The following is a 14,840-nucleotide window of genomic DNA, read 5'->3' as shown; positions in this document are numbered from 1 at the left end:
CGGACGGCTGCCCCGCGGACGGCGCCCCGGCCCGCGGACGGCTGCCGCGGGCGCCGACGCCTCAGACGGGCTGCGGCCGGTACTTCGCCCCCGCCGACCTCAGCTCCCGGCCCAGCTCGTCCCGCAGCTCGTCCACCACCGGCACCCCCCGGTAGCGCGCGGTCAGCCGGTACATCTCCCGCAGCCGGTCCCACGTGCGGTGCGAGGAGTTCTGGCCGATCAGGTTCAGCACCAGCTTGACCTGGGTGTCCGCCGCGTCCGGCTCCCCGGTGAGCCAGTGCACCGAGGCCAGCGTGATCCGGTCGAACAGCGCCGAGCGCAGCCGGCCCGTCCCCTCCCGCAGCTCGATCACCCGCTCGGCGTGCCGGCGGGCCTGCCCGGCGGCCGACAGGTCGTGCTCGGCGAGCGTGCGCAGCACCAGCGCCTGCATCCCGCGCAGCTCCGCCTCGTCGAAGACCTGCATCCAGGACGGCGACGGCCCGTCCGGGTCCTCCGCGAAGAGGTCCTCCGCCTCCCCCAGCAGCCGCCAGGTCGTCTGCGACTGCCCGATCGACGCGAAGGCCCACGCCTCGACGGTGTTCAGCATCGCCCGCGTCCTCGGCAGCATCCGGCCGCCGCTCGCCCGCGCGGCGGCCATCAGGTCGATCGCGTCGTCGGCCCGCCCGAGGTGCACCATCTGGCGCGCCGCCCGCGAGATCGCCTCCCCGGCGCGCGGCCGGTCACCGGCCTCCTTCGCCGACTCGGCCGCCAGCATGAAGTACTTCTGCGCGGTCGGCTCCAGCCCCACGTCGTGCGACATCCAGCCCGCCAGCACCGCGAGGTTGGCCGCGACCAGCCACAACCGCTGCTCCACGGTGCCGCCGTGGCGGTGCGTCAGCAGGCCGCCCACCTCGTTGAGCTGGCCGACCACCGCCTTGCGCTGCAGGCCGCCGCCGCGCGCCGCGTCCCAGGCCCGGAACACCTGCACCGAGTGCTCCAGCGCCGCCACCTCGTCGGGCCCCACCGGGCCCGCGTCGTACAGGTCCACCACCGGCCGGACACCGCCCTGGGTGACCACCCGGCGCGGGCCGGGCGCCGAGGCCGCGTACGCGACCGCGTCCCCGCCCAGCCAGCCCTTCAGCGAGTCGGCGATGACCGCTCCGGCCGTGAGCGCGGCACCCGCGCCCACCAATCCACGTCGGTTCAGCATGAGGTCCATTCCCGTGAACTCGGTGAGGACCGCGGCCGTCCGATCCGGTTCCCACGGCGACGAGGTGGCGGACTGCGCCGCTCCGGTCCGGGTGGGCCGGTGTCGTTCCAGACCGAGGTCCTCAGTGGTGACGACACGGCCGAGCCGCTCCGTGAACACGGCTGCCAGTACCCTCGGCACCGGATCGCGCGGGATCTCCCCCTGCTCGATCCACCGCCGCACCCGCGAGGTGTCGGTGGACAGCTGCTGCTGCCCCATCGCGGCACCACGCCTGTTGACCAGCCGCGCGAGCTCGCCCTTGGACCATCCGGTCAGGACGAACAGATCGGCGAGTCGGGTGTTGGGTCCCCTGCTCACGTGAAGCCCCCAGGTTCCTCGGCTGATCCGAGGCTAGGGCTTCCGTCATGTGCCGGGCGAGCATTCGCCAGGCTTCGCCAGGGTCCGCCACATTACCAACCACCGTCCTGCGGGTGTCATGTAGAGGTGCGCCACCTCGCCCCCGGGTCGGGCGGCGTCCCAGACCGGTCCGGGGGTTCCCCCGGGCGGGTCGCGGGGCGCTCCCGGTCCTCACCCGAGGGGGTGGCGCGGCCGGGTGGCGCGGGGGCGCCGGGCACGGCCACGGCAGAACCGGCCATCCGCATTCCCCAGGGTGCGGAAGGCCGGTCCACCGCCGCAGCACGGGGTTCCGGCCCCGGCGTCCGTGCCCGGCGCCCGCGCACCACCCACCGGACCGCAACCGGGCCGGCCACCGGACCAGGAACCCGGCGGCACCGGCCCCACCCGCCCCCGCGGGCCTCCGAGACGGACCAGGAAGGGACTTCCCTCACCCCATGTACTCCTCAGCGACCTCCCCGACGCCGACCGCGCCCCGGACCGCGCTGCGCCCGCCCACCGCAGCCGCCGGCCGTCCCGGCCCGAAGCAGGTCCCGCCGCCGTCCCGGCCGGCCGCCCCCCGCGGTGCCGTCGACGGCCGGCCCGTGGACCCCCGGGGCCAGGCCGCGCGGACGGCACTGGGGCTCCGCCCGCCCGAGACCGCCGCCCCGGCCGGCCCCCGCCTCCCCGGGGCCCGGATCCCCGCCGCCCGCCCCGGCGACGGCCGGCTGCTGCGCCCGCCGACGCGGCCGGGCCAGCCCGCGGTGCAGGAGCGGATCGACCCCTCGGCGCTGCAGACGCCGTCCGTGCGGGCCGCGCTCGCCGGCGTCTCGCGGATATGTCCCGCGTTCACCCCGCGCCAGGTGCTGCGCGAGGGGAGCCGCCACATCCTGGTGGCGGGCACCATCGGCCGGGCCCCGGTGGTCGCCAAGTGCCTGGCCCCGCAGGCGGTGCGCAGCGAGTACTTCGACCAGCTGGTGGCCGACTTCCACCACGAGGTCGCGGTCTACCGGGCCTTCGTCCGGCACCGCCCGCCGGTGCGGCTGCCCCGGCTGGTGGCGGCCGACCACGACCGCTGCGTGCTGGTCATGGAGCGCGTGCCCGGGCGGCCGGCCGCCCGGGAGCGCCACCCGGCCAACGCGCCCACCCCGGGCGAGGTGCGGGCGCTGCTGACCGCAGTGCGCACGCTCAACCTGTGGCGGCCGCCGACCGACGTGTTCCAGCCCCGGCTGGACTACCCGTTGGAGATCGCCCGCTACCACTCGGTGGGCCAGCTCACCGACCGGGACGCCGGGGACCTGCGCGGCCTGCTGCACGGCCTCGGGCCCGCCCCGCTCCAGCTCTGCCACGGCGACGCGCTGCTCAGCAACATGCTGCTGGCGCCGTCCGGCCCGGTGCTGGTCGACTGGGAGCAGGCCGGCTGGTACCTGCCCGGCTACGACCTGGCGGTGCTCTGGAGCGTGCTGTCCGGGGACACCGCGGCCCGCCGCCAGATCAGCCAACTCGCCCAGAGCGGCGGCACCCTGGCCCGGGACGCGTTCCTGGTGAACCTGGTGCTGGTGCTGATGCGGGAGATCCGGCTGTACGACGTGCCGGGCGCCGGCGAGGAGCAGCGGATCATGATCCGCCGGCTCTACGACGACGCCGCGCTGGCCCGCCGCGCGGTCCGGGCCGCCGTCGGGACGCGATGAGGCCGCCCGGCCGCCGGCACCCGGTCAGGGCCGGGTGCCCCGCTCCAGGGCGGCCCGGCCCGCGGCCTCCAGGACGGCCTCGTCGGGGGCCAGGTGGACCCGGCTGCTGAGCACGTCCCGCAGGTAGCGCTCCAGCGGGTGACGGCGGCTCAGCCCCGGGTTGCCGGTGAGCGACACGGCCTGCTGGACGGCGGCGATCGCGGCCCGGGTGGCCAGCAGGTGGGCCGGTCCGGTGCGGGCGACCGCGTCCGGCTCGGCCCGGTCCACCCGGGGGGCCAGGCCGTGGACGAGTTCCTCGGCGCCGATCAGCTGGGCCTCGATCTCGCCCAGCGCGCCGCGGTAGCGGGGCAGGCTGCCGAGCGGCTCGGTGAGATTGGCCGGAGTTCGCTGGTGCAGGAACCGGACCAGCCAGTCCTGGGCCGAGCGGGCCACCCCGACGGCCACCGCGGAGAGCGCCAGATCGTGCCAGGCCCGGGCCAGTTCGGCCGCCGGGACGGCCCCGGCGGCGGCCGGCGCGGTGGCGGAACCGGGGCGCGCGGCCGCACCGGACGCGCCCTTTCCGGTGCCGCCCTTCGGCGGGTTCAGGCCGAGCGCGAGCTCGGCGGGCACCCGCACTCCGTCCAGCACCACGTCGTGGCTGGCGCTGGCCCGCAGGCCGAGCTGGTCCCAGGTCGGGTCGACCTCCAGGCCCTCGCTCTCCCCGCGCACCAGGAACGTCCCGCTCCGGGGCTCCGGTTCGTCGGTGCGGGCGGTCACCGCCATCCAGGCGAGCGCCTCGGCGCCGGTGCAGTAGGTCTTGCGGCCGGTGAGCCGCCAGCCGGTGCCGTCCCAGCGGGCCAGCGTGGCCGGCGGCTCGCCGCTGCGTCCGCCGGGCTCCGCGTGCAGGGTGTTGACCAGGGCCGGCCCGCGCCGGGACTCGTTGAGCAGCCGCCGGTAGCCGGCGGTCGGCCAGTTCGCCGTCCGCGCCTGTTCGGCGTGCTGGAGCAGGGTGAACGCGGTGACCACGGCCACCGAGGCGTCCCCGCGCCCGAGTTGGGCCAGGACCTGGACGGTGTCGGCGAGCGTTCCGCCGGGGCCGCCGTAACGCCGGTCGACGGTCAGGGTGAGCAGTCCGGCGTCGTGGACGGCCTCGATGCCCTGGTAGGGGAAGGTCGCGTCGCGGTCGTGCTCCTCGGCCCGGGCGGCCAGCAGGTCGACGACCCGGGGCAGCCCGGCGAGGGCGGCCTCGACCAGGGACGGGGCGGCGGGCGAATGGTCGGCAGCGGTGATGCTCATGGGGCAGGTGCCTCCGGGCGGCAGCGTGGGCTCGGGCTCCTCGGCACGCCGGGACGGGCGCGCGGGACGGGCAGGCGACCCCGGAGGTCGGTGGAACACCCGCCCCCGGAACCCGGGCTCGGCGGAACACCCGCCCCCGGACCGGCGCCGGCCGCTCGGCCGGCCGCCCGCCGCCTCGGGGACGAATCCCCCTCAGTGACCCGGACACACCGCGCTGGCGGTGCGCCGCAGGTCGAGGTAGCTGCGGCGGGTCAGCAGCGGGAGACGGCACGGCATGTCCGCGACTGTACGAAGCCGTGATCGAGGCCGTCAAGCAGTGCCCGAGGCCCGGAACGAACGGGGTGACGGGAGCGCCGCGAGTACCGGAACGGGAAACGGAACCCTGCCCTCCGGGGCACGGTCGCGGCGCCCGTTCAGCCCTGTTGGAACATGTCCGCGGGCAACGGCTTGAGCAACTGGTAGAGGTCGTCCGAAATCGGTCGGTCCCAGGAGGCGATGGTGACCTGCACGCCGTCACTCCGGCCGAACTGGGCACAGAAGACCCGGCCCTCGCTGACCTTGACCTTCTTCACGATCAGCAGGTCGTCCCCGAGCATGACCGGGAAGTCCTCCGCCGAGACGAACTCGACCGGTTCCTCGTCCCCCAGGGCGGCGAGCAGCTGGCGCACCTCGAAGGGCACGCTGTCGCCGGTCTCCCGGGCCGGCGAACCCTCGGGGAGGTTGCCGATGAACATCGCCGGGCCTCTGCCGCCGAACAGGTCGTAGCGCAGGAAAATCCCCTGGCAGGAGCCGTCCGGGCCGGTCATCATGGCCGCGCCGAAGTCGCCGGGCCAGTCGCTCGGGTCCATGGCGAGCACGTCGAAGTCCGGGCCGGTGGGCTGACCGGAGCGACGGCGGAGAAAAGACATGGGAACATCGTACGTGCCCGGCAGACCCCGCTCGCGGGGTGGGTGGGGCGCCGGACGGAGATCCACGCTCAGAGACCAATGTTGACTCTGAGCAACCGTCCGGGCTACGTTCGGTTCAGCACGACAGCCGTTCTGGGTTTCACCCTTCGGGGGGACGGCATGTCGCGAACGCGGCCCTACACGCGTTTCCCTCACTGTGCACACCGTCGTGCCGATCCGCCGAGCACCCAGCTCCGACGTCGCACACCGCACAGCACACAAGCCAACAGTTCCATGCACCACAAGCAAGGTCCGCGGGGCCCCGGCCCGTCGCTCCCGCGGATCTGCTCGGGACGCCGCCGCGTGGGGGCGTGCGGGTCCCGGGCAACGGCGCCACCTCCCGAGTCGCTCTCGGGTCCGGCGCCATCCTCCCGGCGACTGCCGGCCCCTCCGTGGGGCCGGGACCGGCCGACGCACCCCCGGTGCGCAGGGGATGACTGGGAGGAGACTCGGCAGCGCTGCCGGGTTGCACAGCAGGCGCCGTGTCTGGCCGCGTGGGGGCGGTGGGCACGGCGTCTGCCTGTGCTCATACTCTGAGCTGCGTTTGTCCAGCAGTCAACAGAAATTATGACGGGGCACGTTCAAATGTGATCGGAACGATGGCCCCCGGAGACCTTCGGGCCCGACCGGGCGCCCCGCGCGGGACGTCCGGCCGGATCCGGTCAGGTGAGGTCGAACTCGCCGTCCCGCGCGCCGAGCACGAAGGCCCGCCACTCCCCGGGCGTGAACACCAGCACCGGGCCGTCCTCCTGACGGCCGTCCCGCATGCCGATGTAGCCGTCGACGAACGCGATCTGCACGTCGCCGACGCCCTGGCTGCTGCACAGCCAGGTCGCCCCGGTGAAGTCCACCTTCGGCTTGCCGTTCGCGCCGAGCTGCGCCGGCCCCGCCTCGACCGGCTCCACCCCGGTCCCGCTGTTGGCTGTCACTGCTGGTCTCTCCTCCCGACGGCCTGAACGGCCCCAGCCTAGTCACCCGCACGGCCCCGGTCAGCGGGATCGGGCGGACTCCCCCGGCTGCGTCCGACGACCCGTCCGACGACCGTCCGACGGCCCGTCAGCCGCCCCGGCCCGCCCCGCCGGGCGCGTGTCCCGCGCGGCGGGCGGCCGGCGAACTGCCAGAGTGTGGGGAGCCCCCACCGGGCCCCGCCGAGTCCCACCCACCCCTGTCCCGCCCCCCACCGAGCGCCCCGAGGAGCAGCCGATGAGCCGCCGGGACGGCACCCGCGCCGATGTCATCCCCATCTCCGAGGCTCCCTCGGCCCACCCTCCGGCGCCCCGCACCCCGCCCGCCCCGGCCCCGCTGCCCCGGCCCGTCCCGGGCCGCCCGCCCGGGCACGGCCGGGTCGGCGTCGTCCTGGTCTCGCACAGCCAGGAACTCGCCACCGCCGTACGCACCCTGGCCCTCGCGCTGACCGGTGAGGACTCCGCCGCACCGGTGGCCGCGACCGGCGGGGACCTGGTGTCCGGCCCCGGCATCAGCGCCGTCCTGGTCGCCGCCGCCACCCGGCGGGTCGACCAGGGCCACGGGGTGGTCGTGCTGGCCGACCTCGGCGGCGCGGTGACCACCGTCCGGGCCCTGCTCGCCGACGCCGACGAGCACGGCCTGCCATTCCCGGTCCGGTTCGCCAACGCACCGTTCGTCGAGGGCGCGGTGGCCGCCGTCGCGACCGCCACGGCCGGCGGCGACCTCGCGGCGGTGCTGGACGCCGCCGAGGAGGCCTACCGCCAGCCCAAGGGCTGACCACCGGTCCGGGGGCCGCCGCGGTCCGCCGGTGGCCGCTTCCGGCCGTTCTGCGGGTTCGGGTCCACGGCGGGTGACCGCGCGGCTACCATCGGCACAGGGCCGGCCGCGGGGCCGTCCGGTCAGGAGAGGGGAGCCTCGGCCGTGCGCGTGGTCGTCACCGGCGGAGCCGGACGCATCGGGGCCGACCCGCCGACCGGTCACCACGTCGGTGCCGCCGGCCCCCCGGAAGTGTTGAAAGGGACCGCCGTGCGGGCGGCCCGGACGGGGCCGCGGCGTACGCGTCCTCGTTCGCGGTCCACGGCGCCGGCCGCGTACGCCGACCGGGTGAGCCCGGCCCTCGGCCCCCGCACCCGCCGGTCCCGGACGTCCGTCCGGCCGGCCGGCCGGCCGCGGGAGGGTCCGGTGGGGGCCACGGAGCGGTTCCACGGCCCCGGGGCCGGGAGCCGCCGTCAGGGGCGCGGCGCGCCGTTCCACTCGAAGCCGGCCTCGGCCTGGCCGGCCACCGCCCGGTGGATCCAGGCGAGTTCCTTCTCTGCCATCGGCGGCAGCGCGTCCAGCGCGTACCAGCCGACCGCGAGCGTCTCGTCCTCGTCCACCCGCGCCTCGCCGCCCACCGGGCGGCAGCGGAAGATCAGCTCCAGGTACTGCGTCATGTCGCCGTTGGGGTAGGTGACCTCCGGCGAGACGGTGACCGCCACCAGCCGCTCCGGGACGGCCACGACTCCGCTCTCCTCCAGGCACTCGCGCACCGCGCCGTCGGCGGGCTGCTCGCCCGGGTCGAGGATGCCGCCGGGCGGCGTCCAGCAGCCGTCGTCGGCGCGCTGCACGAGCAGCACCCGGCCGTCGTCGTCCAGGACGACCGCCACCACGGCGCTGAGCCAGAGCATGCGGGAGCCGACCACGGCGCGGAGGTCGGCGAGGAACTCGGGAATGGCCATGGCCCGCACCCTATCCGGGCGCGGGACCCGCCGGCCGGGGCCGGTCGGCCCCGTCCGGACGGGCCGTCACCCGCCCGGCGGTCCCGGCCCTACGGGCCGGTCCGGCCGGCGCAGGCCGCGGCCGTCACCAGGGCGGTGAAGGCCGCCTCGGAGGCCGGCCGCCCGGCGGAGTCGTACGGATTGCGGGAGAGCACGACCTGGCGCGTCCCGGTGTCGTCGCCGAGCATGATGCTGCTGTAGCCGATGCTGTCGCCGCGGTGGCCCCAGAAGGTCCCGCAGGGGGTGGGCGTGCGCTCCAGGCCGAGGCCGTAGTCGGCCCCGCGTCCGAGGCCCGTGGTGCGCTTCATCTCGGCGAGTTCGGCGGGCCCCAGGAGCCGTCCGCCGAGCAGGGCCGACACGAAGGCGGCGAGGTCGGCGGTGGTGGAGATGCCGGCGCCGGACGCGCCCGCGACGCTCGGGTTGAACAGCGTGACGTCCACCGGCCCGCCGGGCAGGCTGACGTAGCCATGGGTGTGGGGGCCGGGCACGGCGGGGTCGTTCTCCGGCATGGTGGTCTCGCGCAGGCCGAGGGGCCGGATGATCCGCCGTTCGACCTCCTGCTGCCACGTGCGGCCGGTGGTCTTCTCGATGAGCATGCCGAGCAGGATGTAGTCGGTGTTGGAGTAGTGCCAGTCCTGACCCGGCGGGAAGTACGCCGGGTGGCTCCCGGCGACGGCGACGAGTTCCGCCGGCGACCACGACTTCCAGCGGTCGGTGCTGAGCCAGGTCCGGAACGAGGCTTCGTCGTCGTACGCGAAGGCCGGGTCCGAGGTGTAGTTGTAGATGCCGCCCGTGTGGTTGAGCAACTGGCGCAGGCTGATCGCGGCGCCGTTGTGCACGACGCCGGGCAGGTGGGTCTCCACCGGATCGTCCAGGCCGATCCGGTGCTCCGCGACGAGTTGCAGGACGACCGTCGCCACGAAGGTCTTGGTGGCGCTGCCGATCCGGAAGCGGTCGCGGGCCGCGGCGGGCCCGCCGGTGGCGAGGTCGCCGGTTCCGGCCGCGCCCTTCCAGAGGGTGCGGCCGTTCTCGCTCACCCGGCCGAGCGCGGCGGTGGCGCCACCCGGCGCCACGACCGCTTGCAGACCGGCGTCCAGCGCCGCCCGGTCGACCCGCCGCACCGCGTCCGGCACCGCGCGTGCCCCGACGGCGCCGGCCGCGTCCTGCGCGTACGCCGCCGGGACCGCGCCGGCCACCAGGCCCGCCCCCGCCAGCGCCACCGCCGCCCGGCGGACGGCACTGCTCCTTGACATCCCCACCGTTCCGACCTCCGCTTGATCCGCCGGAAGTCCTGTTCAACTTCCGCCGTCCGTATGGTTGTTGGAACTCTCGCAGCGCCCGGGGGGCAGATCGTCACCCTGGGGTCCCGCCTCGTGTCCCCATCAGGTCGCACCCCGCTCGCCGGAGCACTACGACTCGGGGAGGGGGCAGCCCCTGACGACTCCCGGGGTTGCGACCCCCGGGCGGCCGGTCCGCACGGGAGAGGGGAATGCGGGGCCGCCGCCGTGGAATTGTGAAAGAAACGAGAAAGAAACGAAAAAGAAGCGGGAAGGAATGGGTGGACGGGCCGATAACCCGCCGATCCGATCGGATGAACGCGATCGGGCGACCGGTGATCGAGCCGTTTCCCGGTTCGCCGGGATCCGCCGCGGCGGCCCGCGCTCAGGCCGCCGCGCGGCGACGGCGGAACAGCGCGAATCCGATCCGGCCGAGCAGCAGCACACCGGCCGCCAGGCAGCCCGCCACCGCCATCGCCCAGGCCGGACCGTCACTGTCCGGAACCACGACCGCCACCACGATGCCCAGCGCGAGGCAGGCCAGGCCCACCAGCGCGAGCGGCACCTGGTGCGTGACCAGCGGACCGCCGTGACAGTACCGGGCCATCCGGGTCGCTCCGTGCGGGTGGAAGTGATCACGTTCCGCATCTGCCATGAGCCCAAGGTACCCCGGCGCCGCCGCGCGGGCAGCATGCGGGACGCGATCGGGCGGACACCCTCGGTGAGGGCCGCCGACGGTCGCCGACGCACGTCCGGGACAGTGTCGCCCTACCGTCCCGAAGCCGTTCCGGGCTCGTCCCGGAATTGTTCCCGATCTGCGAAAAAACCTTGTCGGTCCGGTACAACCATCAACGAGGCGTAGCTGTCTCCCTTACATTGAGCGATCCAGGAGCCGTCCGCGGTGCGGGTTGGGAGTCCCCGCCGCGGACCGGACATACCCAGGGGGCGGAGCCGCCGCGCCCTGGAGTCGGAGGCCGGGCTCCGTCCTCCGGCGGTACCGCCACGCCGCATCGGCGACCGAGGGGGAACCGTGCCGCAGTCCCGTTCCACGACATCGACCTCCAGCCCCACGGCCCGGACCAGGGCCGTGGTGACCGCCCTGTCGGACCTGCGGCCCCCGCCGACCACCGCCGCCCCGCCCGTGCCTCCCCGCCCGGCCGGACCACCGGGGCCGGGCACCGTGACGACCGACGGGCAGCCGGTCGTCACCCCGCCCGCCGGGCTCCAGCCCGCCGTACTCCCGCCCGGCGTGCACCCGGCCGGCGGCCGCGCGCTGCGCTCCGCCGCCCCCCTGACCTGCCCCCGGCCGGTCCGCCGGCCGGCCGAGCCCGAGCGGGCCGACCGCCACGCCGACCGCCACGCCGGCCACCGTGCCGACGCGCGCGGCGAGTGGCTGCGGTTCGCCCCCGTCCAGCCGCTCTTCCGCGCCCGGGCGGCGCAGCGCCTCGCCGTGCTCGCCTACCACGGGGTCACCGACCCGCGCTCCTTCGGCGCCCAGCTGGACCGGCTGCGAAGACTCGCGACCCCCGTCTCGCTGGCCGCCGTGCAGCAGGCCGTCGCCGAACGGCGCCCGCTGCCCGCCCGCAGCGTGCTGGTGACCTTCGACGACGCCGACCGCAGCGTGCTCACCCACGCGCTGCCCGCGCTGATCGAACGCGCCATCCCCGCGGCCGCCTTCGTCATCTCCGAGCTGATCGGCACCGAGAAGCCGTTCTGGTGGCACGAGGCCGACTTCCTCGCCCGGCACGGCGGCCGGGCCCGCTCGCTCGACTGCGGCCACCCCTCCCAGCTGCTCCGCCGGCTCAAGGCGATGCCCGACCCGGACCGCCGGCGCAGCCTCCAGGAGCTGCGGGTCAGCGCCGACCGGCGCCCGCCCGGCCAGGAACAGCTCACGCCCGCCGACCTGCTCGCGCTCCGCGAGGGCGGCGTCGCCGTCGGCAACCACACCCAGGGGCACCCGTGCCTGGGCCGCTGCGACGACGCCACCGTCCGGGCGGAGATCACCGGCGCCCACGAAGCCCTCACCCGCTGGCTCGGCGAGCCCCCGATCGCGTTCGCCTACCCCGACGGCGGCCACGACGTCCGGGCCGAAACCGTCCTACAGGAGCTGGGCTACCGGCTCGGCTTCCTCTCCGACCACCGCCTCGGCCCCCGGCTGCCCTCCCACCCCCTCCAGATCAGCCGGCTCCAGGTGGACTCCACGACCAGCACCCGGCGCTTCGACACCATCCTCTCCGGCCTCGAACCCGCCTACCGCCGCTGGCGCGGCCACGCCGCCTGACCCTCCCCCGCGCGGGAAGCCGCCCCACCGGCTTCCTGCGCGCACCACCCGGCCCCTCCCTCCGGGCCTCACCCGGCCGTGCCCCGCCGGGCACCGCCGGGCCCCCGGCCGGTGCCGGAACCCGGAGGAACGACTCGGGGAGAACCCCGAGGAACCCGGCACTCCCTCAGGGTTCTTCCGGGGTCGGTGACCATGGCGGCCCGCCGCCCGCCCGTGGTCCCATCGGGAACCGGGGGGCGAGCCAGGAGACTCCGTCGTATGAGGAGAGGCCAGGCCATCGGATGAACCCTCGCACCGCCCGCCGGACCAGTCGCACCGCCGCCGTGCTCGCGGCCACCGCCGCACTCACCCTCGCCGCCGTCCCCGGCCCGGCCACCGCGGCCACCGCCGGGGCCGCCGTGCCGCAGGACACCGCCGACCCCCAGCTCCGGTCGCGCTACATCACCATGCCCGACGGCGTCCGCATCGCCGTCGACGTCTACCTCCCCGCCGGTACCGCTCCCGGCGCCGGCCTGCCCGCCGTCCTGACCGTGCAGCGCTACTGGCGCGCCCGGGCGGAGGCGGGCCGCAGCGGCGGCATCACCGAAGCCGCCCGGCGCTGGACCGCCCGCGGCTACGCCTACGTCACCGCCGACCTCCGCGGCACCGGTGCCTCCTTCGGCACCCTGACCTCCGAGCCCAGCGACGAGGCCGCCGCCGACGCCGGCCCGCTCAGCGACTGGATCGCCGCCCAGCCCTGGTCCAACGGCCGGGTCGGCACCACCGGCGACTCCTACGGCGGCGACACCGCCATGCTCGCGGCCTCCCTCGGCAACCACCACATCGCCGCCGCCGCGCCGGTCTCCTACGACTTCGACGCCTACGAGGACCTCGCGCGCCCGGGCGGCGTGCTCATCGAACCCCGGCTCGGCCCGTACGCGATGCTGCTGCGCATCCTCGACGGGACCGGCGGCACCACGTGCGAGACCGACGAGGAGACCCGCAGGATCTGCGACCTCGCCGGACTGCACGGTGTCACCCCCCGCCCGGTGGACGGTCCGGACGGCCCCGCCCTGCTGGCCGCCGCCCGGGCCGAGCACGCCGGCAACGTCAACCAGACCGAGATGGCGCGCGCCGGCGTCCACCGCGACTACCGGGACGGGCTCAAGGCCTGGAGGACCGGCAGCATCGCCGAACGCACCGGGGCCATCGAGGCGGGCGGCGTCCCGGTGTTCACCATGGCGGGCTGGCTCGACGCGGGCACCGCCAACGGGGTGCTCTCCCAGTTCAGCGCCCTGTCCAACACCCAGGACGACTGGATCGGCCCCTGGAACCACAGCGCCACCTGGTTCGCCGACCCGTTCCGCCCGGCCCGTCCGTCCACCACCGCCGAACGCGAGGAGAACGACCGGCGCGTCGTCGCCTTCTTCGACCACTACGTGCGCGACGGAGCCCGCCCGGACGGCCGCCGCCGGGTGCACTACTACACCTTCAACGAGGGCACCTGGCGCACCACCGACCGCTGGCCGGTGGCCGGCACCCACACCCGCCGGCTCCACCTCGGCCAGGACCACACCCTCGACCGCCGCCGCCCGGACCGCGCCGGCACCGACCACCTGGTCCTCGACCCGACCGCCGGCACCGGGGAGTTCGACCGCTGGAACACCAACCTCAGCGGTGACCAGGTCAGTTACCCCGACCGCGCCGCCGTGGACGCCAAACTGCTCAGCTACACCACGGCCCCGCTGACCGAGGACACCCGGGTCACCGGCAACGGCAAGGTCACCCTCGACGTCACCGGCCTGGCCGGATCCGACCGGGGCGCACTGCACGTCTACCTGGAGCACGTCGCCCCGGACGGCCGCGTCACCTACCTCACCGAGGGCCAACTCGCCCTCACCGAACGCGCCGTGGCCGACCGTGGCGACAACCCCGACTGGCGCCGACTGCGCACGCCCCGGACCTACGCCGCCGCCGACTCCGCACCCTTCCCGCAGGGCCGCGCCCAGCGCGTGGTGATCGACCTCCAGCCGGTCTCCGCGCTGTTCCGCGCGGGTGACCGGATCCGGCTCAGCATCGCCGCCGCCAACCCCGACTCCTTCGAACTGCTCCCGGCCGACGGCCGCGCCGCCTACCTGATCGGCCACGGCGGCGGGCGGGGCTCGACGCTGGACCTGCCGGTGGTCGGCTGACCCCGCCGGTGGCGGGCGGGTTGCACTCGTAGAAGCCCGCCACCGCCGCGCGTCCCGGACCTCCTCCCCCAGGAGGCCCGGGACGAGATCCGCCGCCACCGCACCGGGCACTCACGCGCCCAGCCCCCACGCCGGCCAGGACCGGGGCGGCGGGGCGCCGCGGTGCGCGGCCCGGCCGCCCGGCCGGTACCCACTCCGCTCCCCCGTCGGAGCCGGCCGCCCGGCCCGCACCACCACCGGCACCGCCGACAGCTCGCCACCGTCCTCACCGACCACCACGCCTACGAGGCCCTCACCCCGCTGCGCCGCCGCCTCGGCCCGGCCCGCCGGACGGCCCCGACGCCGGCCCGCGACCAGCCGGGCCCCGCGAGCCCGCGCCGCCCCCGCCCGCAGGAGGTCAGGACGCCGCGGCGGTGAGCCGCAGGGCCTGGGGGTAGGCAAGCGCGACGGAGACCGTCACCGCGCTACGCGCCGGGACGCGGGGCCGTGAGAGCCGAGACCTGACGCCGGCCGGCGCAGCGAAACTCGCCGCCCTGCCGGGACGGACCCGCTCGGACAAGAAGCCGGGCCCCGCGAGCCCGCGCCGCCCCCGCCCGCAGGAGGTCAGGACGCCGCGGCGGTGAGCCGCAGGGCCTGGGGGTAGGCAAGCGCGGCGGAGACCGTCACCGCGCTACGCGCCGGGACGCGGGGCCGTGAGAGCCGAGACCTGACGCCGGCCGGCGCAGCGAAACTCGCCGCCCTGCCAGGACGGACCCGCTCGGACAAGAAGCCGGGCCCCGCGAGCCCGCGCCGCCACCCGCAGGAGATCAGGACGCCGCAGCGGTGAGCCGCAGGGCCTGGGGGTAGGCAAGCGCGACGGAGACCGTCACCGCGCTACGCGCCGGGACGCGGGGCCGTGAGAGCCGAGACCTGAC

12 protein-coding genes are annotated in these 14,840 nt (G+C 76.0%); 5 read left to right on the top strand and 7 right to left on the bottom strand.

Going from position 1 to position 14,840, the window contains the following annotated elements; translation table 11 throughout:
* Positions 1 to 61: 61 nt before the first annotated feature.
* On the bottom strand, positions 62 to 1,546 hold the full coding sequence (locus ACF1AK_RS33360; RefSeq protein ID WP_391502567.1) for a hypothetical protein: 1,485 nt from the start codon (positions 1,544 to 1,546) through the stop codon (positions 62 to 64).
* Positions 1,547 to 2,019: 473 nt separating this feature from the next.
* Between ACF1AK_RS33360 and ACF1AK_RS33355 the strand changes: the two genes are divergently transcribed.
* Complete coding sequence (locus ACF1AK_RS33355; RefSeq protein WP_391502566.1) at positions 2,020 to 3,252, top strand: phosphotransferase; 1,233 nt, start codon at positions 2,020 to 2,022, stop codon at positions 3,250 to 3,252.
* Positions 3,253 to 3,276: 24 nt separating this feature from the next.
* Here the strand turns inward: ACF1AK_RS33355 and ACF1AK_RS33350 are convergent, their stop codons facing one another.
* From ACF1AK_RS33350 to ACF1AK_RS33340, 3 genes are all read right to left on the bottom strand, one after another.
* Complete coding sequence (locus tag ACF1AK_RS33350) at positions 3,277 to 4,527, bottom strand: acyl-CoA dehydrogenase family protein (protein ID WP_391502565.1); 1,251 nt, start codon at positions 4,525 to 4,527, stop codon at positions 3,277 to 3,279.
* A gap of 413 nt (positions 4,528 to 4,940) precedes the next feature.
* Positions 4,941 to 5,435, bottom strand: a complete 495-nt coding sequence (locus tag ACF1AK_RS33345; protein WP_391502564.1) for a hypothetical protein — start codon at positions 5,433 to 5,435, stop codon at positions 4,941 to 4,943.
* Between the two features lie 701 nt (positions 5,436 to 6,136).
* Entirely contained in the window at positions 6,137 to 6,379 is a 243-nt protein-coding gene (locus ACF1AK_RS33340; protein WP_391502593.1) for a DUF397 domain-containing protein, read from the bottom strand.
* Between the two features lie 298 nt (positions 6,380 to 6,677).
* Here ACF1AK_RS33340 and ACF1AK_RS33335 point away from each other — a divergent pair, with 298 nt between their 5' ends.
* Positions 6,678 to 7,217, top strand: a complete 540-nt coding sequence (locus ACF1AK_RS33335) for a PTS-dependent dihydroxyacetone kinase phosphotransferase subunit DhaM (RefSeq protein ID WP_391502563.1) — start codon at positions 6,678 to 6,680, stop codon at positions 7,215 to 7,217.
* Between the two features lie 452 nt (positions 7,218 to 7,669).
* On the opposite strand, the gene ACF1AK_RS33330 is transcribed toward ACF1AK_RS33335, so the two are convergent.
* The 3 genes from ACF1AK_RS33330 to ACF1AK_RS33320 all read right to left on the bottom strand — a co-directional run bounded on the left by ACF1AK_RS33330 (position 7,670) and on the right by ACF1AK_RS33320 (position 10,129).
* Positions 7,670 to 8,158: an NUDIX domain-containing protein gene (locus tag ACF1AK_RS33330; RefSeq protein ID WP_391502562.1), complete on the bottom strand. Its 489-nt coding sequence runs from the start codon at positions 8,156 to 8,158 to the stop codon at positions 7,670 to 7,672.
* Between the two features lie 89 nt (positions 8,159 to 8,247).
* Positions 8,248 to 9,450: a serine hydrolase domain-containing protein gene (locus tag ACF1AK_RS33325; protein WP_391502561.1), complete on the bottom strand. Its 1,203-nt coding sequence runs from the start codon at positions 9,448 to 9,450 to the stop codon at positions 8,248 to 8,250.
* Between the two features lie 409 nt (positions 9,451 to 9,859).
* Positions 9,860 to 10,129 (bottom strand): hypothetical protein, encoded by a 270-nt coding sequence (locus ACF1AK_RS33320; protein WP_391502560.1) that lies wholly within the window; start codon positions 10,127 to 10,129, stop codon positions 9,860 to 9,862.
* Positions 10,130 to 10,654: 525 nt separating this feature from the next.
* Here ACF1AK_RS33320 and ACF1AK_RS33315 point away from each other — a divergent pair.
* From ACF1AK_RS33315 to ACF1AK_RS33305, 3 genes are all read left to right on the top strand, one after another.
* Positions 10,655 to 11,755, top strand: a complete 1,101-nt coding sequence (locus ACF1AK_RS33315) for a polysaccharide deacetylase family protein (RefSeq protein WP_391502559.1) — start codon at positions 10,655 to 10,657, stop codon at positions 11,753 to 11,755.
* Positions 11,756 to 12,036: 281 nt separating this feature from the next.
* Complete coding sequence (locus ACF1AK_RS33310; protein ID WP_391502558.1) at positions 12,037 to 13,926, top strand: CocE/NonD family hydrolase; 1,890 nt, start codon at positions 12,037 to 12,039, stop codon at positions 13,924 to 13,926.
* Between the two features lie 162 nt (positions 13,927 to 14,088).
* Entirely contained in the window at positions 14,089 to 14,343 is a 255-nt protein-coding gene (locus ACF1AK_RS33305) for a hypothetical protein (protein WP_391502557.1), read from the top strand.
* The last annotated feature ends 497 nt before the right edge of the window (positions 14,344 to 14,840 follow it).

The sequence above is a fragment of the Kitasatospora sp. NPDC015120 genome (assembly GCF_043080305.1).
Classification (GTDB): Bacteria; Actinomycetota; Actinomycetes; order Streptomycetales; family Streptomycetaceae; genus Kitasatospora.
The sequence above is the reverse complement of the archived record's forward strand: the minus strand, read 5'-3'. Positions and strand labels throughout refer to the sequence as shown.